General features: G+C 71.1%; 18 protein-coding genes and 1 riboswitch. Of the genes, 5 read left to right on the forward strand and 13 right to left on the reverse strand.

Annotated features, from left to right (window positions below; genetic code table 11):
• Positions 1-73: 73 nt before the first annotated feature.
• Positions 74-808, reverse strand: a complete 735-nt coding sequence (locus OG456_RS12630) for a hypothetical protein (RefSeq protein ID WP_266560281.1) — start codon at positions 806-808, stop codon at positions 74-76.
• A 113-nt stretch (positions 809-921) separates the two neighbouring features.
• Positions 922-992, forward strand: a riboswitch (cobalamin riboswitch).
• A gap of 138 nt (positions 993-1,130) precedes the next feature.
• Between OG456_RS12630 and OG456_RS12635 the strand changes: the two genes are divergently transcribed.
• The gene (locus OG456_RS12635; RefSeq protein ID WP_266560283.1) at positions 1,131-3,527 is read left to right on the forward strand and encodes a ribonucleoside-diphosphate reductase subunit alpha; all 2,397 of its coding nucleotides are present in this window, start codon (positions 1,131-1,133) and stop codon (positions 3,525-3,527) included.
• The gene (locus OG456_RS12640; RefSeq protein ID WP_266560285.1) at positions 3,527-4,540 is read left to right on the forward strand and encodes a ribonucleotide-diphosphate reductase subunit beta; all 1,014 of its coding nucleotides are present in this window, start codon (positions 3,527-3,529) and stop codon (positions 4,538-4,540) included. Before OG456_RS12635 ends, OG456_RS12640 begins: the two co-directional genes overlap by 1 nt.
• Before the next feature lie 81 nt (positions 4,541-4,621).
• Here OG456_RS12640 and OG456_RS12645 read toward each other — a convergent pair whose 3' ends face one another.
• Positions 4,622-4,798, reverse strand: coding sequence for a hypothetical protein (locus tag OG456_RS12645; protein WP_165914632.1), 177 nt, complete (start codon positions 4,796-4,798; stop codon positions 4,622-4,624).
• Positions 4,799-4,892: 94 nt separating this feature from the next.
• Between OG456_RS12645 and OG456_RS12650 the strand changes: the two genes are divergently transcribed.
• Positions 4,893-5,882 carry a GlxA family transcriptional regulator gene (locus OG456_RS12650; protein WP_266560288.1) on the forward strand — a complete coding sequence of 330 codons (990 nt, stop codon included), beginning with the start codon at positions 4,893-4,895 and terminating at the stop codon, positions 5,880-5,882.
• On the opposite strand, the gene OG456_RS12655 is transcribed toward OG456_RS12650, so the two are convergent.
• From OG456_RS12655 to OG456_RS12705, 11 genes are all read right to left on the reverse strand, one after another.
• Positions 5,848-6,225, reverse strand: a complete 378-nt coding sequence (locus tag OG456_RS12655) for a hypothetical protein (RefSeq protein ID WP_266560290.1) — start codon at positions 6,223-6,225, stop codon at positions 5,848-5,850. The two genes, OG456_RS12650 and OG456_RS12655, sit on opposite strands and share 35 nt — an antisense overlap.
• Before the next feature lie 92 nt (positions 6,226-6,317).
• Positions 6,318-7,694 (reverse strand): cytochrome P450, encoded by a 1,377-nt coding sequence (locus OG456_RS12660; protein ID WP_266560292.1) that lies wholly within the window; start codon positions 7,692-7,694, stop codon positions 6,318-6,320.
• Positions 7,691-8,797 (reverse strand): epi-isozizaene synthase, encoded by a 1,107-nt coding sequence (gene cyc1 / locus OG456_RS12665; RefSeq protein ID WP_323136319.1) that lies wholly within the window; start codon positions 8,795-8,797, stop codon positions 7,691-7,693. The genes OG456_RS12660 and cyc1 overlap by 4 nt, the downstream gene beginning before the upstream one ends.
• 317 nt (positions 8,798-9,114) lie before the next feature.
• A complete protein-coding gene (gene def / locus OG456_RS12670) occupies positions 9,115-9,765 on the reverse strand; it encodes a peptide deformylase (protein ID WP_116510169.1) in 651 nt (216 codons plus the stop codon).
• 65 nt (positions 9,766-9,830) lie between these two features.
• Positions 9,831-10,811, reverse strand: coding sequence for a hypothetical protein (locus tag OG456_RS12675; protein WP_266560298.1), 981 nt, complete (start codon positions 10,809-10,811; stop codon positions 9,831-9,833).
• Between the two features lie 150 nt (positions 10,812-10,961).
• Positions 10,962-12,164, reverse strand: coding sequence for an HD-GYP domain-containing protein (locus OG456_RS12680; RefSeq protein ID WP_266569169.1), 1,203 nt, complete (start codon positions 12,162-12,164; stop codon positions 10,962-10,964).
• Positions 12,165-12,238: 74 nt separating this feature from the next.
• On the reverse strand, positions 12,239-13,564 hold the full coding sequence (locus tag OG456_RS12685) for an HD-GYP domain-containing protein (protein ID WP_266560300.1): 1,326 nt from the start codon (positions 13,562-13,564) through the stop codon (positions 12,239-12,241).
• A gap of 202 nt (positions 13,565-13,766) precedes the next feature.
• A complete protein-coding gene (gene rsrA, locus OG456_RS12690; RefSeq protein WP_116510175.1) occupies positions 13,767-14,078 on the reverse strand; it encodes a mycothiol system anti-sigma-R factor in 312 nt (103 codons plus the stop codon).
• Positions 14,075-14,740, reverse strand: coding sequence for an RNA polymerase sigma factor SigR (sigR, locus tag OG456_RS12695; protein ID WP_199841903.1), 666 nt, complete (start codon positions 14,738-14,740; stop codon positions 14,075-14,077). The genes rsrA and sigR overlap by 4 nt, the downstream gene beginning before the upstream one ends.
• Before the next feature lie 295 nt (positions 14,741-15,035).
• Positions 15,036-15,713 (reverse strand): alpha/beta family hydrolase, encoded by a 678-nt coding sequence (locus OG456_RS12700; protein ID WP_266560303.1) that lies wholly within the window; start codon positions 15,711-15,713, stop codon positions 15,036-15,038.
• A gap of 1 nt (position 15,714) precedes the next feature.
• The gene (locus tag OG456_RS12705; protein WP_266560305.1) at positions 15,715-16,530 is read right to left on the reverse strand and encodes an SOS response-associated peptidase; all 816 of its coding nucleotides are present in this window, start codon (positions 16,528-16,530) and stop codon (positions 15,715-15,717) included.
• Positions 16,531-16,579: 49 nt separating this feature from the next.
• Between OG456_RS12705 and OG456_RS12710 the strand changes: the two genes are divergently transcribed.
• On the forward strand, positions 16,580-17,302 hold the full coding sequence (locus OG456_RS12710; protein WP_266560307.1) for a M50 family metallopeptidase: 723 nt from the start codon (positions 16,580-16,582) through the stop codon (positions 17,300-17,302).
• A gap of 56 nt (positions 17,303-17,358) precedes the next feature.
• Positions 17,359-18,675 carry a 3-phosphoshikimate 1-carboxyvinyltransferase gene (aroA, locus tag OG456_RS12715; RefSeq protein WP_266560309.1) on the forward strand — a complete coding sequence of 439 codons (1,317 nt, stop codon included), beginning with the start codon at positions 17,359-17,361 and terminating at the stop codon, positions 18,673-18,675.
• The last annotated feature ends 11 nt before the right edge of the window (positions 18,676-18,686 follow it).

The raw sequence follows: 18,686 nt of genomic DNA on the forward strand, positions 1-18,686 counted from the left end.
CTTCCCCAACTTCCCCCCGAGTACGGCAACGGGCCGCCGGATCCCTCCGGCGGCCCGTTGCCGTACTCGGGGTTCACGAGGCTCCGTAGAGGTCCTTCCCGGCCCGCCGCGCCGCCTCGGCGGCCGAGGAGAGCGTCAGGGCCCTGTCCGGGCCCGCCCCCACGATCACCAGGACGCCGCCGACCCGCAGTTCGACCTCGTAGTGCGCACTCCCGTCGTACTCGTCGCCGCCCGTGGTCCGCGTGGTCTCCAGGACCGCCTCGTCGCCCAGGTCCGGCAGCGGCCGGACCTCGTGGTGCTCCTCGACGGGCGCGGCGTCGGTGTCGACGGTGACGCGGCCGCACGCCTCGTGGAGCTCGCGGCGCAGTTCGAGATAGCGCCCGGCCCGCCCGGCCGGCATCGAGACCAGGCGCTCGTAGACGAAGGGGTCGTCCTCGTCCACCGCCCCGGGGTCCGGGCGGAACGTCCGCTCGGCGCTGGCGCCCCGCATGCGCCACAGTTCCCCTCGCGCGTCCCGGCCGGCCGCGCAGGTGCTCCAGTCGCCTCTCCCGGAACCCTGATCGAAGAGTCCCAGGGCGACCTCGAACGCCTTCGCGCCCTTGCCGACAGCCTCGGGCGGAAGGAGGGCGGCGCTCAACTCGGCGCCCGTGAAGACCTTCGCGGGATCCGCCGTACCGTCGACACCGGACGCCGAAGGCTGCTTGCTCCCGCCCTCGCCCCGCTGCCCGGACCCGCCGTCCCCGCCGTCCCCGCACCCGGCGAGCAGCATCAGCAGTACGGCCGCACAACCCGCTCCCCGGCTTCGCACCCGCGCCTCCCCTACTAGGCCACCAGTTCGGCCGCAACCCTAGCCGACACAAGATGTGGGGCTGTCATCCAAGCCCGACACAAGATGTATGCTCATGCTCGCTGTCGCCGCAGGGGAATCCGGTGCAATTCCGGAACTGTCCCGCAACGGTGTACGTATGCACGCATACGCGAGTCCGAGGACCTGTCGACAGCCTGCCCGAGCCGTCCGGCCCGGGATGACGACGTCCGGGTCTCGTGGAGTGGGCCGGTGACGCGGGCCCCGCCATGCCCCCGTGCCCTCCTCCCCGTCAGGCCCAGAGCCGAGCGAGGGAGAGCCCCACGTGACCATCGCGCCCGCCGAACCGGCCTCAGAGCTGGCAGGGAACCCCGAGCAGCACGACGCTCCGGGAACCGCGCTGCTGCGCACCCTGACCCAACTGACCGCCGACCTCCCGGACACCGACCCGGGCAAGGTCGCCGCCGCCGCGCTGCGCGGCAGGTCCGCGGTGGCGGACTCCGGCATCACCGCCGAACTGCGCTCCCTCGCCACCGAGGCCGCCGCGGGCCTCATCTCCGACGACCCGGCGTACTCGCGGCTGGCCGCCAGGCTCCTGACGATCAGCATCGCCGACGAGGCCGCGTCGCAGGGCGTCACCTCGTTCTCCGGGTCCGTCGCGGTGGGCCACCGCGAGGGCCTGATCGCCGACCGCACGTACGACTTCGTGACGCTGCACGCCGAACGCCTCGACGCGCTCGTCACCGCCTCCGTCACCGAGGGCGCCGACGACCGCTTCGGCTACTTCGGACTGCGCACCCTGCACAGCCGCTATCTGCTGCGCCACCCGATCACCCGGCAGGTCGTCGAGACCCCGCAGCACTTCATGCTGCGCGTCGCGTGCGGCCTCGCCGAGGACGACTCGGTCCGCGCGCTCGACGAAGTCGCCTCCCTGTACCGCCTGATGAGCCGCCTCGACTATCTGCCGTCGTCGCCGACGCTCTTCAACTCCGGCACCCGCCACCCGCAGATGTCGTCCTGCTACCTCCTCGACTCGCCCCTCGACGAGCTGGACTCCATCTACGACCGCTACCACCAGGTCGCGCGGCTCTCCAAGCACGCGGGCGGCATCGGACTCTCGTACTCGCGGATCCGCTCGCGCGGTTCGCTGATCCGCGGCACGAACGGGCACTCCAACGGCATCGTTCCGTTCCTGAAGACCCTCGACGCGTCCGTCGCGGCCGTGAACCAGGGCGGCCGGCGCAAGGGCGCCGCGGCCGTCTACCTGGAGACGTGGCACTCCGACATCGAGGAGTTCCTGGAGCTGCGGGACAACACCGGCGAGGACGCCCGTCGCACCCACAACCTCAACCTCGCGCACTGGATCCCCGACGAGTTCATGCGCCGCGTCGCCGACGACGGCACGTGGTCGCTCTTCTCCCCGTCCGACGTGCCCGACCTCGTCGACCTGTGGGGCGAGGAGTTCGACACCGCGTACCGCGCGGCGGAGGCCGCCGGGCTCGCGCAGAAGACGATGCCGGCCCGCGAGCTGTACGGCCGCATGATGCGCACCCTGGCGCAGACCGGCAACGGCTGGCTGACCTTCAAGGACGCCGCCAACCGCACCGCCAACCAGACGGCGGAGCGCGGCAACGTCGTGCACTCCTCGAACCTGTGCACCGAGATCCTCGAGGTCACGGACGACGGCGAGACCGCGGTCTGCAACCTGGGCTCGGTCAACCTCGGCGCCTTCGTGCGGCAGGGACCCGGCGGCGGGGAGATCGACTGGGAGCGCCTCGACGAGACCGTCCGCACGGCCGTCACGTTCCTCGACCGCGTCGTCGACATCAACTTCTACCCGAGCGAGCAGGCCGGCCGCTCCAACGCCAAGTGGCGCCCGGTGGGCCTCGGCGCGATGGGCCTCCAGGACGTCTTCTTCCAGCTGAAGCTGCCCTTCGACTCCCCGGAGGCGAAGGCCCTGTCCACGCGGATCGCCGAGCGCATCATGCTCGCCGCGTACGAGGCGTCCGCCGGCCTCGCCGAGCGCAACGGCCCCCTGCCCGCGTGGGAGAAGACCCGCACCGCGCGCGGCGTGCTGCACCCCGACCACTACGGCGTCGAGCTGACCTGGCCGGAGCGCTGGGCCGCGCTGCGCGAGCGCATCGCCGCCACCGGCATGCGCAACTCCCTGCTCCTCGCCATCGCGCCCACCGCCACGATCGCCTCCATCGCGGGCGTCTACGAGTGCATCGAGCCGCAGGTCTCCAACCTGTTCAAGCGCGAGACGCTGTCCGGCGAGTTCCTCCAGGTCAACTCCTACCTGGTCCAGGAGCTCAAGCGGCTCGGCGTGTGGGACGCGCAGACCCGCGAGGCGCTGCGCGAGTCCAGCGGCTCCGTGCAGGGCTTCGGCTGGATCCCGGCCGAGGTGCGCGAGCTGTACCGCACGGCGTGGGAGATCCCGCAGCGCGGCCTCATCGACATGGCGGCGGCCCGTACGCCGTTCCTCGACCAGGCGCAGTCCCTGAACCTGTTCCTGGAGACGCCCACCATCGGCAAGCTCTCGTCGATGTACGCGTACGCCTGGAAGTCGGGTCTGAAGACGACGTACTACCTGCGCTCGCGCCCGGCGACGCGGATCGCCCGCGCGGCGTCCGCCGCCCCCATTCCCGTACAGCAGGCAGCCGACCCCGAGGCCGTCGCCTGCTCCCTCGAAAACCCCGAGTCCTGCGAGGCCTGCCAGTAATGACCAGCGAGAAGAAGAACCTGCTCGACCCGGGCTTCGAGCTGACCCTGCGTCCCATGCGCTACCCGGACTTCTACGAGCGCTACCGGGACGCGATCAAGAACACCTGGACCGTCGAGGAGGTCGACCTCCACTCGGACGTCGCCGACCTCGCGAAGCTGTCGCCGGGCGAGCAGCACATGATCGGCCGCCTGGTCGCGTTCTTCGCGACGGGTGACTCGATCGTCTCGAACAACCTGGTCCTGACGCTGTACAAGCACATCAACTCCCCCGAGGCGCGCCTGTACCTGTCGCGCCAGCTGTTCGAGGAGGCCGTGCACGTCCAGTTCTACCTGACCCTCCTGGACACCTACCTCCCCGACCCGGAGGACCGCGCGGCCGCGTTCGACGCGGTCGAGGAGATCCCCTCCATCCGCGAGAAGGCCGAGTTCTGCTTCAGGTGGATGGATTCGGTCGAGAAGCTGGACCGCCTGGAGACGAAGGCGGACCGCCGCCGCTTCCTCCTCAACCTGATCTGCTTCGCCGCGTGCATCGAGGGCCTGTTCTTCTACGGGGCGTTCGCCTACGTCTACTGGTTCCGCAGCCGAGGCCTGCTGCACGGGCTCGCGACCGGCACCAACTGGGTTTTCCGCGACGAGACGATGCACATGTCGTTCGCGTTCGAGGTCGTCGACACCGTCCGCAAGGAGGAGCCGGACCTGTTCGACGACCGGCTCCAGGAGCAGGTCACCGCGATGCTGCGCGAGGCGGTCGAGGCCGAGCTCCAGTTCGCCCGCGACCTGTGCGGTGACGGCCTGCCCGGCATGAACACCGACTCGATGCGCCAGTACCTGGAGTGCGTCGCCGACCAGCGCCTCCAGCGCCTCGGCTTCGCGCCGGTCTACGGCTCGGAGAACCCCTTCTCCTTCATGGAGCTCCAGGGCGTCCAGGAACTGACGAACTTCTTCGAGCGCAGGCCGTCGGCGTACCAGGTCGCGGTCGAGGGCACGGTCGGGTTCGACGAGGACTTCTAGACGGGGACCACCTCTGGGCGGGGACCACCTCTGGGCGGGACCTCTGGCCGGGACCTCCGGCCGGAGCTCCGGTCGGAATCCCTAGGCGACGGTCGTGAACTCGGCGCGGCGGGACGGGCGTTCGGCGTCCCGCCCCGCCTGCCGGGCCTGCCGTAGCTGCCGGTCGATCCGGCGGTCGTGGGCGATCCCGTACAGGGACGGGGCGGCCAGGAGGGCGAAGACGAAGAGGACGGTGAGGTAGTTCATCGCTGTGTTCATGTCCTCCACTCTCGTCCCCCGCGGACGCATCCGGCAGTGGCAGGACTGTCACTGACCCTCGAATTACTGCCAAGCCTGCGGCACACTGGACGGCATGCTGAAGAACGTGGCCGCAGTGCTGCTCGATGGTGTGCATCCCTTCGAACTCGGCGTCATCTGCGAGGTGTTCGGCCTCGACCGCAGCGATGCCGGGCTGCCCGTGTACGACTTCGCGGCCGTGTCCGCCGAGGGGCCCGACCTGGCCACCCATGTACCGGGCATGACGATCTCCACCCCGTTCGGCCTGGAGCGGCTGGAGGAGGCCGACCTCATCGCCGTCCCCGCGGCGGGCCGTATCCGCGAGGGCTACCCTCCCGAGCTGCTCGACGCGCTGCGCCGGGCCGTCGACCGGGGCGCGCGCGTCCTCAGCGTCTGCTCGGGGGTGTTCGTGCTCGGCGAGGCCGGACTGCTCGACGGCCGCCGGTGCGCGGTGCACTGGCGGTACGCGCACGAGCTCGCCGTCGCTTTCCCGCGCACCCGCGTCGACCCCGACGTCCTGTACGTCGACGAGGGGCCGGTCATCACCTCGGCGGGCACCGCCGCCGGCATCGACGCCTGCCTGCACATCGTCCGCACGGAGCACGGCTCCGAGGTCGCCAACGCCATCGCGCGCCGCATGGTCATCCCGCCGCACCGCGACGGCGGGCAGGCCCAGTACGTGGAGCGCCCGCTGCCCGTCACTCCCTGCGACACCGTGGGGGGCGTACTGGCGTGGATGGAGGCGCATCTGGACCAGACACTCACGGTCGAGGAGCTCGCGGCGCGCGCCCATATGTCGCCGCGCACCTTCGCGCGCCGCTTCCAGCAGGAGACGGGCACGACGCCGTACCGCTGGCTGCTTCGCCAACGGGTGCTGCTGGCCCAGGAGTTGCTGGAGCAGACGGACGAGACGGTGGAGTCGATCGCGGGGCGGGCCGGGTTCGGCAACGCGGCGGCGATGCGGCATCAGTTCATGAAGGCGCTGGGCACGACACCCAACGCCTTCCGGCGAACGTTCCGGGTGCGCGCCGTCAGTGCTTCGCAGGCGAGCCGTCGGTCCGCGTGAGCCAGCCGGTGAAGTCGCAACCGTCCTGGTGGCGCCGGGTGTGCGGCAGCGGGACCTCGACGAGCCTGCCGCCGTACATCATCCACAGGCCGAAGCAGTCGTCGTCCTCGCCACCGATGAGCACCTGCACCGTCTCGGGGCGCGGCCAGGGCAGCGCCTCCAGGTGGGCGAGAAGGCCGTCCCAGTTGCGGCGTATGAACTCGACGGTCCAGGCGTCCGACATGCCCACCTCGGCGGGAGTGAAGCACTGGTGCCACTCGCGGTCGTCATCGGGACGGGTCAGCGGCTCCATCACGTCCCTGGCGTCTCTGGCGATGACGACGACTCCTACGAATCTGCTCATCGCGCCAGTATCAGCGGCCCGTTGAGGTACCGCTCCCGGTTTTCCGGGGGCCGGTAGCAGCCCCCGGAAAACCGGGTCTCCGGGTCTCCGGGTCAGCGAGACTCGACCCGCAGCAGCGCCCGCTTGGGCTGGAGCGTGATCCCGATGCGGGCCGTGCTGTCCGTCTCCGCGACCGGAACCAGCCGCCAGCGGGGCGTCACCGTGGCGAGGATGATGGCCAGTTCGGCCATGCTGAAGTGATCGCCGGGACACTTCCGGTTGCCGACACTGAACGGCATCATCGCGCTCTGCCGGCTTTCCGCGGCGCGTTCCGGAAGCCAGCGGTCGGGGTCGAACTCCAGATGGTCACGGAAGGACCGCGGATCGCGCTGCATCGCATACGGGCTGTAGACGATGTCCGCACCGGCCGGAATGTGATAGCCGCCGAGCTCGGTATCGACGGCGGCCTGCCGCGTCAATATCCATACGGCGGGCCGTATGCGCATCGCCTCCGTGATGACGTTGCGGGTATGCACGAGGCCTTTGAGGTCGGCAAATGCAACGGGGCGGCCACCCGTCACAGATTCAACCTCATCGTGCAACCGGCTTTCCTGCTCGGGGTGTTCCGCGAGGAGCTGGAACGTCCACGTGAGGGTCGACGCGACATTCTCCGCGCCGGCCACGACGAGGGAGACGACTTGGTCGTGCACCTCCTGCTCGCCGACCGTTTCGCCATTCTCGTCCTCGGCACCGAGCAATGCCGCGAGCAGGTCACCCGGGTTGACGCCGGATGCGCGCCGCTCGGCAATGATCTCGTCCACCAGCCGATGCAAATCGGCCAGGGCCCGCTCGAAACGGCGATTGGCCGGAAGTGGCAGCCGGTAGAAGGGTCCGACGGACAGGACCATGCGCCGGTACAGGCCGCTGAAGACCGTGTGCAGCGAGGAGCTGAGCCGGTCGGCGCGTTCGTCGACCGAGTCGACGTGCAGGACGGAGCGGGCGACGATGCGGACCGCGGTGCGGAACACCTCGGCGCCGATGTCGACCGTGTCACCGGGCTTCCAGCGCGCCGCCATGGCGCGCGCCTCCTCCTCCATCACGGTCGCGTGGTCGGCGATGCGGTCCGTCCTGAACGCGGGCTGGATGGTGCGCCGCTGGCGCCGGTGCACGGGTCCGTTGCTGGTCGCCACGCCCTTGCCGAGGAGCACTCCGAGCGTTTCCCAGAGGGGGCCGCCGACCATGTAGTCGGGGCTCTTGAGGAGCGCGGCCACGAGGTCGGGGTCGCAGACCGCGTACGCCGTCTTCGGGCCGAGCCTGATGCGGACCAGGTCGCCGTGGCCGCGCAGTCCCGCGACGAAGGCGAGGGGGTCGCGCACGAGGTTCCAGGCATGCCCGAGGAGGGGCGCGCCGCCGCCGGCGTACGGCGGTGTGCGCCGCTCACCGGGCTCCACGGCGGCCGGAACCGAGGATTCTGCCGATTCGACGGTCATTCGTCACCTGCCTGGTCGCTGATGTACGGAGGAGTGGCGCGGTCGTCCCAGCTGTCCACCTGATAGCGGCCCGACTCGTGGTGGAACCAGTACACGGAACTGAACCAGTTCCGCATATTGGAAAGGCATGACCTGAGTGCCACCGCGAGGCTCTCGCCCGCTAAAGTCCCGTCGGCCGCCTCGTCCGCCATCCGTAGAACTTCGGGCTCGGCGTCCAGGAATTCGGTAATGCATCCGTGGACCTTTCGGCGGACTTCTTCCACGGCCTCTTCGAGGGAAAGCCCCTCATGCTGGATGAGGCTTATCCCGAGGTTGTGGAGTTCATCGCCCGCGAGTTCCTTGGGCAATGAGCAGAGGTCGTTGTACCAGGCGGCAAAATCCTGGCACGCGAGCGCGGCCCGCCGGTATGCAGGGCTTTCGAGCACCCATTTCGGGAGCTCGTACTGTGCGGTCGGCTCGAGGAGATCGAGCCATATCCAGTGCGCGAAGGTGTTCCTTCGGAGTTCGATGTACTCCTCGACCGTGGGTACCGTTCCCGAGGTCCGGTTCCGGAATTCCTGGTCATATGCGTCGATCACCACGTGGAAGTGGCGGGCGAACCGGGCGTTCCATGAACGGGTGAGGGAGCCGTTCAGCCGGACGATGCTGTCGGCGAATGCGGCCACCAGCGGGTCCTTGTGGTGCAGATGGAGCTGGGGCGCCTCGAGTGCCGCGTGGAGCTGGACGGCGAGGCGTCGCCAGGCACCGGCCCGGCCGTGGATCACGTCGCGGTCGTGGCGGTCGTCCCAGACGAAGAACCACGCGCTGTAGTCGCAAATCGCGGAGAGGAGGTCGTCGGGGGCTCCTATGTAGTAGCCCGCCATGAGGTCGGTGTAGCAAAGTCCATCGGCATATTTCTCCACCTTGTCGGCCGGCATGAGCCGCTTTTGGAGCAGCCAGGACCGCGTCTTCTCCTGAAGCTTCGGCCAATACGGATGCAGGTTGCGAGGAAACGCCTCCTCGATCACCGGTAGTGCCAGCGCCGGTGGGACCGCTGTCTGCGTCTGTGTCTGTGACTGCACCCGAGTCCGTGAAGTGCTGTGTGAGAAAGCAGGCACGAACAAACCCCTCTCAGCCGCCTGGTGGCGTGCGCCCCTGTGCTGTGCCGGGCGCGCGCCGTTGCGTATCCCCGCACTTTCTATTCAGCACTACAACTGACCGTTCTGGGAACGGATTTGCCTCCCTCACTACCCCCACGCGCCGGAAAAGTCCCCTTAGGTGACTGATTCTGGATCATCTACGGCGGGTCCGGTTCGCACACCTGACCGCCGGGGCGGTCCGGGCCCCGAACAGGCGAGCGGCGCCCGGTCGGTTGGAAATCCGGCCGGACGCCGCTCGCGTGTCACTCTGGTGCGCTCGGGCCCCAACGGGCCCTCCCCGCTCAGTCGTTGGGGACGACCTCGTAGCGCGGAGTGCCCTCGGCCATCTGCTTCAGGGCGTCCTTGCGCTCGCGCTTGGAGAGGCGGTCGATGTACAGGTACCCGTACAGGTGGTCCGTCTCGTGCTGGAGGCAGCGCGCGAAGTAGCCGGTGCCGCGGACCTTGATCGGGTTGCCCTTCTCGTCCTGCCCGGTCACCACCGCGTAGTCGGGACGCGCGAGCGGCGCGTACGCCGTCGGCACCGACAGGCAGCCCTCGTTCGAGTCGTCGAGGCGGCGCTGGTCCGCGGGCAGCTCCTGGAGCACCGGGTTGCAGACCACGCCGGTGTGGCGCGCACCGTCGTCGTCGGGGCAGTCGTAGACGAAGACCTTCAGGTCGACGCCGATCTGGTTGGCGGCGAGGCCCACGCCCTCGGCGGTGCGCTGGCTGGCGAACATGTCGTCGACCAGCTGCGCGAGCTCGTCGCCGAACTCGGTGACGTCCTTGCACTCCTTGTGCAGGACGGGGTTCCCCACGACGGTGATGGGCCGCGACGTGCCGCGCGCGACGGCGGCCTCCTCGCGGGCGGCGTTGTCCTCGGTGTCGAGGACGAAGCCCTCGTCGTCCACGGGGAGCACTCCGGCGTGCTCGTGCTCGGTGTCCTGCTGCGCCATGTCCGACGTACGCCTTCCGGTACCTGCTGCGACAAATTTTCCGGGGTACAGCCTACGGGGACCGGTCAGCAGACCTCTTCAAGGTCCCGCCAGTCCCTGGAGTCCGGGCTGTCCGCGACCCAGCCGTCGAGCAGCCCCCGCACGAGCGACGCGGGCGCAGCGACACCGCACTCGCGCTCGGGCACCCACAGCTGGCCGTCCGTGCGGTGGCCGAGCGGCCCGGGATGTCCGGGCTCGCTGTGGTCGTGGGGGTCCAGGTGCCGGCCGTCGCCCTCGTCGGACGGCATCCGCGACTCGGAGCACATCCGGCACAGCAGCCGCACGGAGGACGACCAGTCCTCGGCGGCGAAACCGGCGTCGGAGGCGAGCTGCTCCAGGGCGTCCCGGTCGGCCTCGGTCGCCGCCTCCAGGAGGACGACCCAGGTCGGGACGGGCGAGGGGGCCCACAGCTCGATCTCGTCGAAGACGGGGTACGAGTGCCCGGCGGCCGTCGTCCGCTCCCCGTGGGGCACTCCGTCGTGCAGCACGACCTCGCCCCAGCGGCGCCCGGAGGACGGCAGCGGAATGGACAGGACCTCCATGCGGGCGGGGTCCAGCCTGCGCCCCCACACCACCTCGGCCTCGCCCTCCGGCGAAAGCCGCACCGCGGCACTGCCCAGGTCCATGCCGGTCGGCTCACCGGCGGCGGTCGCGCCGCCCGGCACCTTCAGTCCGTACGCCTGCCAGGCCCGCCGCGCGAGCGGCCAGTCCTGCAGGGCGGTGGCCGCGATGCCCACGTTCCACCAGTCGGGGGCGCCGCTCTCGCGGTCCAGGAGGGCCACCGCGCGCAGGCCCGCGGCCCGTGCCTGCTCCCAGTCGTGCCGGAACTTGTGCAGCAGCGCGAGGTTGAACCAGGACTCCGACAGCCACGGCTCGAGGTCGGCGGCCCGGGTGAGCAGGGCCCCGGCGTCCTCGTAGCGGCCGTCGCCGATGAGCGTGAACGCCCGATCGGTGGCCTGCCGCCATGAGGCGGAGGGCCGGTGCCGTCCCTTGCCGAAGATCCTCACGATTCCCGCCTGCATTCCCGCCTGTCGGTCCGGGGGACAGTGCCCTCGGGGGGCCTTCCCCCAAGGAGCACGGCCGGGGCCTGAGCCCCCGGACATCCTCTTCTTCGCATCCAACCACGTGCGGCCGGACAGCCGCTCATTACCCATGGGTTACCCAGCCGGGGGCAGGGTCACCCCGCCCCTCGACACGACCCTGGCCAGGGATTCCACCACATCGGGCTGGTAGTCGCGCCCGGTGGCCAGACGCAGCCGCTCCAGGGCGGTGAGGGGCCCCTGGGGGCCTTCTCCCCGGGCCATCTCGTCGTATGCGTTGGCGGTGCGGACGATGCGCGCGGTGAGGGGCTGCTCACGGTAGGGATCGGCCTGGCGCTCGACGACGACGGCGACCTCCGCGTCCACGCCCGTCTGGCGCACGACGGCCCCGCCGAGCAGCGCGATGCGGCGCTGCTCCTGGGCGGGCAGGGCGGCGGTGGCGCCGTCGGCCACCGGGTCGACGAGGGACAGCTGCCCGATGTCGTGCATGAGGGCCGCGTACTCCAGGACGGTGAGGTCGGGCTCGGAGAGTCCCAGCTCACGTCCCACGGCGCGGCTGAGCGCCGCCACGCGCAGGGCGTGGCCCTGGGGTGTGTACCCGGCGATCTCGGTGGCGCGGGCCAGCGAGGTGATCGTCTGCCGGTACGTGGTCCGCACGGCGGCGTACCGGCGGAACGCTAGCTGGGTCAGGAGGAGGGGCAGGCAGAAGACGGGCAGCGCCCACAGTCCGGCTACGGCCACGGCGAGGGCGATGACGGCGCCGGTGGCGCACACCGCGGAGCCGATGCCGATCATGGCCCGCAGCTCGTCCCTGAGCAGCGGGCCGAACGGCCAGCCGGTACGGGCGTGGGCCATGGCCGCGGCGAGGACGGCGTCGCACAGCGCGGTCAGGACGAGCAGTCCGACGAGCAGCAGCGCGTAGGCCGCGCCGTCACCGAGCCAGGCGCCCAACCTGCCCTGGTTGTAAAGGGGTTGGAAGCAGACGGCGGCGAAGGCGACGGTCAGGACTCGCCGCGCCATGTGGTCGGCGGACGGGCCGTGCCCGAGCGCGAGATGCGGTACGGAGCCGACGAGCGCGGCCGCGACGCAGACGGCGACGACCTGGAGCGCTCCGTGATGCGTCGCCTGTCCCGCCGTCTCCCCGAGGAGTGCGTACGCGAGCGCGCCGGCGGACCCCAGAGGCGCGGGCTCCCGGTCCCCTCCGGGTGCCCCCCAGCGGGCGAGTTCACCGACGGCGATGAGCACGCCGAAGGCGAGCGCCGTCCCGGGCTCCTCGACGCCCTTCCACACGGTGGAACCGAGGGAGACGGCGGTGAGCACGACGGCGAGGCCCTGGACGGCCGCGACGGTGGTGCGCGCCCGGCCGCTTCCCGGACCCGGGGACCGGGTCCATGTCACCGCGAGGCCGCCCGCCGCGCGGCGCGGGGCCAGGGCACCTGTGCGGCGGCCTCGTCCGCGGTCACGGCGGGATGCCACCCGTGCCGCCCGAGCGCCCGCACCAGCGCCCCGACCATCTGCGGGTCGAACTGCGCACCCGCGCACCGGGACAGCTCGGCGAGCGCGACGTCGACGGGCCTGGCCCGCGAGTAGGACCGCGTGGACGTCATCGCGTCGAACGCGTCCGCCACCGCCACGACCCGCGCGAACTCCGGGATCTGCGCCCCCGTGAGCCCGTAGGGGTACCCGCTGCCGTCCATCCGCTCGTGGTGATGCAGGATCGCGGCCCGCGCCTCCCCCAGGAACCCGATCCCGCGCACCATCTCGTGCCCGTACTCGGGGTGCAGTTCGATGATGCGCCGCTCCTCGGGGGTCAGCGGGCCGTCCTTGCGCAACAAGCGGGTCGGTACGCCGAGCTTGCCGACGTCGTGCAGGATCCCGGCGAACCGCAGGACCTCGGCGCGCTCTTCCGCCATGCCGAGTTCGCGGGCGATCATCATGGACGCCTGGCCGACCCGCTCGCTGTGGCCGCGCGTGTATCCGTCCTTGATGTCGACGGCCTGCACGAGGGCCCGGATCGTCTCCTGGTGGGCGGCGCGCTCGCGGTGGTACTGGGCGAACACCCAGCAGGAGATGTACATCGGCAGCAGCACGAGGAGCGCGGCGAACGGGCCGTACGGGCTGCGCCACAGGACGGCCATCATGAGGCCCGCGAGGCCGTGCACGGCGACGGGCCCGAGGGCGCGCGGGAAGAGGCCGCGCCAGGCGGCGCGCAGCGGGACGCGTTCGGCGGTGGCGAGGATGCCGCCGTCGAGCAGGGCGAGGGTGGCGCAGAAGACCAGGACGGCCGCTCCGGCGGGCACGAGCGCGTACGGGGAGTGGGGCGCGGACACGGCCGCGGTGCCACCGAGCGCTCCGTGGACGCGGGCGGCGGCCCAGGTGGCGAGGGCGAGCTGGGCGGCGCGCCAGACGCGGCGCAGGCCGGCCGGGCGCCGGTCCGTCCTCGCGAAGAGCGCTCCGGGCACGGCGACGAGTGCGGCCGCCGCGGGCGGCAGGAGGAACGCTCCGGCGAGCAGGACGGGGAAGAAGGTGCCCATGCCCTGGGGTACGCGCCGCCCGATCACGCGGCACTGGCCCGCGTGTTCGCATCCCGTGTAGAGGACGGCGAGGAGTCCGACGGCGGGCCACGGTGTGGCCGGACCCGCGGCGGGTGCCAGGCACGCGAGGGCGCCGCCGGCCGCGCACAGGACGTAGCAGAGGGCCACGGGCGGAACCGTGCGCATACCGACCCCCCTCCCCGTGATCCCGCTTCAGGTTCCGGAGAATAGAGCGGTGGGTGGGGCGCGCGGGCGGCATCGCGAGGATTCCCCGGGCCACCCGACGACGGATTAGCACATTCGGGTGACGGGGGCGGGTAACGGCGGCGGGACGTGACGTAGCGCCGTCACGTCCCGCTCATCACCGCTCGGCCTCGCGGCCGCGGTCTCAGGCTTCCCGCAGCTTGGGAGCCGACGCCGTCACGTCCTGGTCGGGCACGGCCTGCCCCGACCGGATCAGGTCGATGCGGCCCATGACCTTCGACCGCAGGTCGCTCGGTACGTCGTCCTGGCCGCAGCACCGCTTGACCAGCTTCTTCACGGCCTGCTCGAGGCCGTACTTCTCCAGGCACGGACTGCACTCCTCGAAGTGCGTCTCGAACTTCGTGCAGTCGCTGTCCGGCATCTCGTGATCGAGGAACTCGTAGAGATGGTCGAGGACTTCACTGCAATCCGTCTCGTGCGGCTCTCCGCAGCTCATGAGCCCGAGCCTTTCGCTTCGTTCGACTCTCCGGCGCCGGCCGGGACCAGTCCGCGGTCGCGGGCGTAGTCCTCGAGCATGCCGCGCAGCTGGCGACGGCCCCGGTGGAGCCGGGACATCACCGTCCCGATGGGTGTCCCCATGATGTCCGCGATCTCCTTGTACGCAAAGCCCTCTACGTCGGCGAGATAGACCGCGATCCGGAACTCCTCGGGGATCGCCTGGAGCGCCGACTTCACGTCCGAGTCGGGCAGGTGGTCGAGCGCCTGCGACTCGGCGGACCGCAGGCCGGTCGACATGTGCGACTCGGCACGCGCCAGCTGCCAGTCCTCGATCTCCTCGGCGGCACTGCGCTGGGGCTCGCGCTGCTTCTTGCGGTACGAGTTGATGAAGGTGTTCGTGAGGATGCGGTACAGCCACGCCTTGAGGTTCGTGCCCTCGCGGAACTGGTGGAACGACGCGTACGCCTTCGCGTAGGTCTCCTGCACCAGGTCCTCGGCGTCGGCCGGATTGCGCGTCATGCGCAGCGCGGCCGAGTACATCTGGTCGAGGAACGTGAGCGCGTCACGCTCGAAGCGCAGACTGCGCTCCGCGGCGGTCTCCTCGGGCTCTTCCGCCTGCCCGTGTTCGGTCCCTGCGTCGGTGCCAGTGACCGGACCCACCTCCTCCAACGACGTGGCGGGGCCGAAGGAGACCCCACTCGAATCGGAGAATAGACGACCCTCGGTCGGAGCGGCCTGGCGATCGTGTCCGCCCGCGGTCCGAATGGGGTCGGTCTTCGCCGCGTGCAGCACGCTCCACTCCAGGTCAGCGGCCCTGCTGCGGCTCGGGCAGATGGTCGAACCCATGCGGCGGACTTCCTCTCGTCAGCACTCGTGACTTCTCGCAAGTCTTCGACAGCACTCTCGTACCGTCTGTTCCGGACAACAGACGTCCGGGCCGCAACATTCCCGGGGGTTACGCGAGTGATCCGGCCCACTTCACGACGGCGTCCACGATGAGCGCGAGGGCCTCGTCCTGGCCGATGTCCGCCCGTTTCGGCACCGCGAATCCGTGGTCCCCGTAAGGGATTTCGACGAGTTCGTACGCGGTGGAGCCGGGGAATTCGGCGGGCTTCCCGAAGGGGTCGTTGCCGCCCTGGACGACGAGGGTGGGGACCCCGGCGCCGAGGAGCTCGTCGGCGCGGGACTTCTCCGGGCGGCCCGGCGGGTGGAGCGGGAAGCTCAGGGCGAGGACCGCGGCCGCGCCGAGTTCCTGCGCCGTGCGGCACGCCACGCGCGCGCCCGCGCTGCGCCCGCCCGAGACGACCGGCAGCGCCGGCTTCTCCAGCGCGGGCCACACCCCGCGCCAGCCGACGTCCAGGGTCTTCGGTGCGGGTGCCACCTTCTTGCCGGCCACCCGCCACGGCTGCTCGACGAGGGCGACGGTCACACCGTGGGCGGGCAGCTCGGCGGCGACGGCCTTCAGGTCACGCGCCTCGATGCCGCCTCCGGCGCCATGGCTGAGGGCCAGGACGAGCCGGGCCTTCTTCGCGGGGGCCGGATGCCAGGTGACGCGCGCCTCGCCGGCGCCGGTCCCGACGGTCTCGGTCCTGACGGTGGGCTGGGCGGCGTTCGTGGTCGTGTTCTTGGTCACGTCAGAAGAGTGTGCCCTCCTCGGGCCCCTCCAGCTCCTTGAGCAGCTCCGGGCCGTTGTTGCGCACGTTGCTGACCGACGTCGACACGGGGTACGCCCGCATCAGGCCCTCCGGCGGCGGCGCGAGCAGGGACTTCAGGTCGTCGACGTCGGTGCGGGCCGGGTCGAGCCAGGCATCCCACCGGTCCGGCGTGAGCATGAGCGGCATCCGGGGGTGGATGTCGAAGAGCGAGCGGGGCCCCTCGTCGGGCGCGACGGCGAGCTGCGCGGTCTCCGCCTCGGTGGTGATGACGGTGCAGGTCACCCACCAGGCGAGGGGGTGCTCGTCGGGCAGGGTGCGGTCGCGCCAGAACTCGTACAGACCCGCCATCGCGAAGACGGAGCCGTCGGCGGGCGTGACGAAGTAGGGCTGTTTGCGCGGCCGCTTCTTCTTGCCCTCGACCTCCAGGTCACGCTCGCCGACCCCGGTGACCCACTCGTAGTAGCCGTCGGCGGGCAGGATGCAGCGGCGGCTCGAGAAGGCGCGGCGGTACGAGGGCTTCTCGGACACCGTCTCGGCGCGGGCGTTGATCATCCGGGCGCCGCCCTCGGGGGTCTTCGACCACGACGGCACGAGGCCCCACTTGAGAGTGCGCAGCTGGCGAACCGGATTCGGGTCGGCGGCGTCCTTCACAGGGCGGTCGAGTACCGCGTAGACCTCCTTGGTCGGGGCCACGTTGAAGTCGGGCGCGAGGGTCTCCTCGGGCTCCCACTTCTCGATCTCAAAGATTCCTGCGAGATCCTCGGGCCTACGACTCGATGCATACCGTCCGCACATACGTGCCACAGTGCCAGATACTGGCCCGCCAGAGGGAGCCTCCCCAACCATGTACGTCACCGCGAGTACCGGCGCCGCCGACCTGTGGGACCGGGTCTTCGGCAGCCAGTCCGACCCCGACCAGTGGGTGGTGTTCGCCACAGCGGCACTCGCGCTCGCCGCGGTCGTCCCGCACAACATATGGCGGCTCTCCCGCAACGCGATCACCATCGCCCACGAGGGCGGTCACGGCATCGTGGCCCTCGTCAGCGGGCGCCGTCTCGACGGCATCAGGCTGCACTCCGACACCAGCGGCCTCACCGTCAGCCGCGGCAAGCCGTCGGGCCTCGGCATGATCCTGACAGCGGCCGCCGGATACACCGCTCCCCCGCTCCTCGGCCTCGGCGGCGCCGCGCTGCTCGCCGCGGGACACATCACGGCCCTCCTGTGGCTGGCCACGGCCCTGCTCGTGGCGCTGCTCGTGATGATCAGGAACGCGTACGGCGCGCTGACCGTGATCCTGACCGGCGGCACCTTCGTGCTGGTGTCCTGGCTGGCGGGACCGCAGGTGCAGGCCGCCTTCGCGTACGTCGTCGTGTGGTTCCTGCTCCTGGGCGGCGTACGGCCCGCGTTCGAGCTGCAGAGCAAGCGCAGGCGGGGCGGGGCCGGTGACTCGGACGCGGACCAGCTGTCGCGGCTCACGCACGTGCCGGCCGGGATGTGGCTGTTCTTCTTCCACGCCGTCTCACTGTGCTCACTGCTCGGCGGGGGCCGCTGGCTGCTCCGACTGTGACCCCGGGTGGGGGCTCGTGATCCGGCCCGATCGCCTGAGCCCACTAAAGTAAAGGCATGACCGAAATCCCCGCGCACACCTCTCTCTGGCCCGCCCCGCACGCGAGCGGCCCCGTCTTCGCGACGGTCCATGTGCCGGGGTCGAAATCGGTCACCAACCGCGCGCTCGTCCTGGCCGCGCTCGCCGCCGAGCCGGGCTGGCTGCGCCGCCCGCTGCGGTCGCGCGACACGCTCCTGATGGCGGCCGCCCTGCGCGCCCTGGGCGTCGGCATCGAGGAGGGCGTGGGCCCGGACGGTTCCGGCGAGGCCTGGCGCGTGATCCCCTCGGGGCTGCGCGGCCCGGCCACGGTCGACGTGGGCAACGCCGGTACGGTGATGCGCTTCCTGCCCCCGGTCGCGGCGCTCGCCGACGGCCCGGTGCGCTTCGACGGCGACCCCCGTTCGTACGAGCGGCCGCTGAACGGCGTGATCGACGCGCTGCGCGTGCTCGGCGCCCGCATCGACGACGACAGCCGCGGCTCGCTCCCGATGACCGTGCACGGCAGCGGCGCCCTCGACGGCGGCCGGGTCGAGATCGACGCGTCCTCCTCGTCGCAGTTCGTCAGCGCCCTCCTGCTGTCCGCGCCGCGCTTCAACCAGGGGGTGGAGGTGCGCCACGTCGGCGGCCCGCTGCCCTCGATGCCGCACATCCGGATGACCGTCGACATGCTGCGCACGGTCGGCGCCCAGGTCGACACCCCGGAGTCCGGCGGCGAGCCGAACGTCTGGCGGGTCACGTCGGGCGCCCTGCTCGGCCGCGATCTGACGGTGGAGCCCGACCTGTCGAACGCCCAGCCGTTCCTGGCCGCGGCCCTCGTCACCGGCGGCAAGGTCATCGTCCCCGACTGGCCGGAGCGCACGACGCAGCCCGGCGACCGGCTGCGCGAGATCTTCACCCTGATGGGCGGCTCCTGCGAACTGACCGAGCAGGGCCTTGAGTTCACCGGTTCCGGCTCCGTCCACGGCATCGACGTGGACCTGAGCGAGGTCGGGGAGCTGACGCCCGGCATCGCGGCCGTCGCGGCGCTCGCCGACTCCCCCTCCACGCTGCGGGGCGTGGCGCACCTGCGTCTGCACGAGACGGACCGCCTGGCCGCGCTCACCAAGGAGATCAACGAGCTCGGCGGCGACGTCACCGAGACCGCCGACGGCCTGCACATCCGGCCGCGCCGCCTGCACGGCGGGATCTTCCACACGTACGACGACCACCGCATGGCCACCGCGGGCGCGATCATCGGCCTCGCCGTGCCGGGCGTGGAGATCGAGAACGTGGGGACGACCGCCAAGACCCTGCCCGACTTCCCCGACCTGTGGGCCGGGATGCTGGGGAACTGACGGGCGGATCG

Origin of the sequence: Streptomyces sp. NBC_01446 (assembly GCF_026340095.1) — a bacterium.
In the GTDB taxonomy this organism is placed as follows: Bacteria; Actinomycetota; Actinomycetes; order Streptomycetales; family Streptomycetaceae; genus Streptomyces; species Streptomyces aureus.

Excerpts from the sequence above, each read along its gene's own strand:
- OG456_RS12655 (WP_266560290.1), bottom strand. The coding sequence starts at position 6,225 with ATGAGCAGATTCGTAGGAGTCGTCGTCATCGCCAGAGACGCCAGGGAC.
- def (WP_116510169.1), bottom strand. The coding sequence starts at position 9,765 with ATGGCGCAGCAGGACACCGAGCACGAGCACGCCGGAGTGCTCCCCGTG.
- OG456_RS12650 (WP_266560288.1), top strand. The coding sequence starts at position 4,893 with ATGCTGAAGAACGTGGCCGCAGTGCTGCTCGATGGTGTGCATCCCTTC.
- OG456_RS12685 (WP_266560300.1), bottom strand. The coding sequence starts at position 13,564 with ATGCGCACGGTTCCGCCCGTGGCCCTCTGCTACGTCCTGTGCGCGGCC.
- OG456_RS12710 (WP_266560307.1), top strand. The coding sequence starts at position 16,580 with ATGTACGTCACCGCGAGTACCGGCGCCGCCGACCTGTGGGACCGGGTC.
- OG456_RS12645 (WP_165914632.1), bottom strand. The coding sequence starts at position 4,798 with ATGAACACAGCGATGAACTACCTCACCGTCCTCTTCGTCTTCGCCCTC.
- OG456_RS12660 (WP_266560292.1), bottom strand. The coding sequence starts at position 7,694 with ATGACCGTCGAATCGGCAGAATCCTCGGTTCCGGCCGCCGTGGAGCCC.
- OG456_RS12640 (WP_266560285.1), top strand. The coding sequence starts at position 3,527 with ATGACCAGCGAGAAGAAGAACCTGCTCGACCCGGGCTTCGAGCTGACC.
- rsrA (WP_116510175.1), bottom strand. The coding sequence starts at position 14,078 with ATGAGCTGCGGAGAGCCGCACGAGACGGATTGCAGTGAAGTCCTCGAC.
- OG456_RS12705 (WP_266560305.1), bottom strand. The coding sequence starts at position 16,530 with ATGTGCGGACGGTATGCATCGAGTCGTAGGCCCGAGGATCTCGCAGGA.
- aroA (WP_266560309.1), top strand. The coding sequence starts at position 17,359 with ATGACCGAAATCCCCGCGCACACCTCTCTCTGGCCCGCCCCGCACGCG.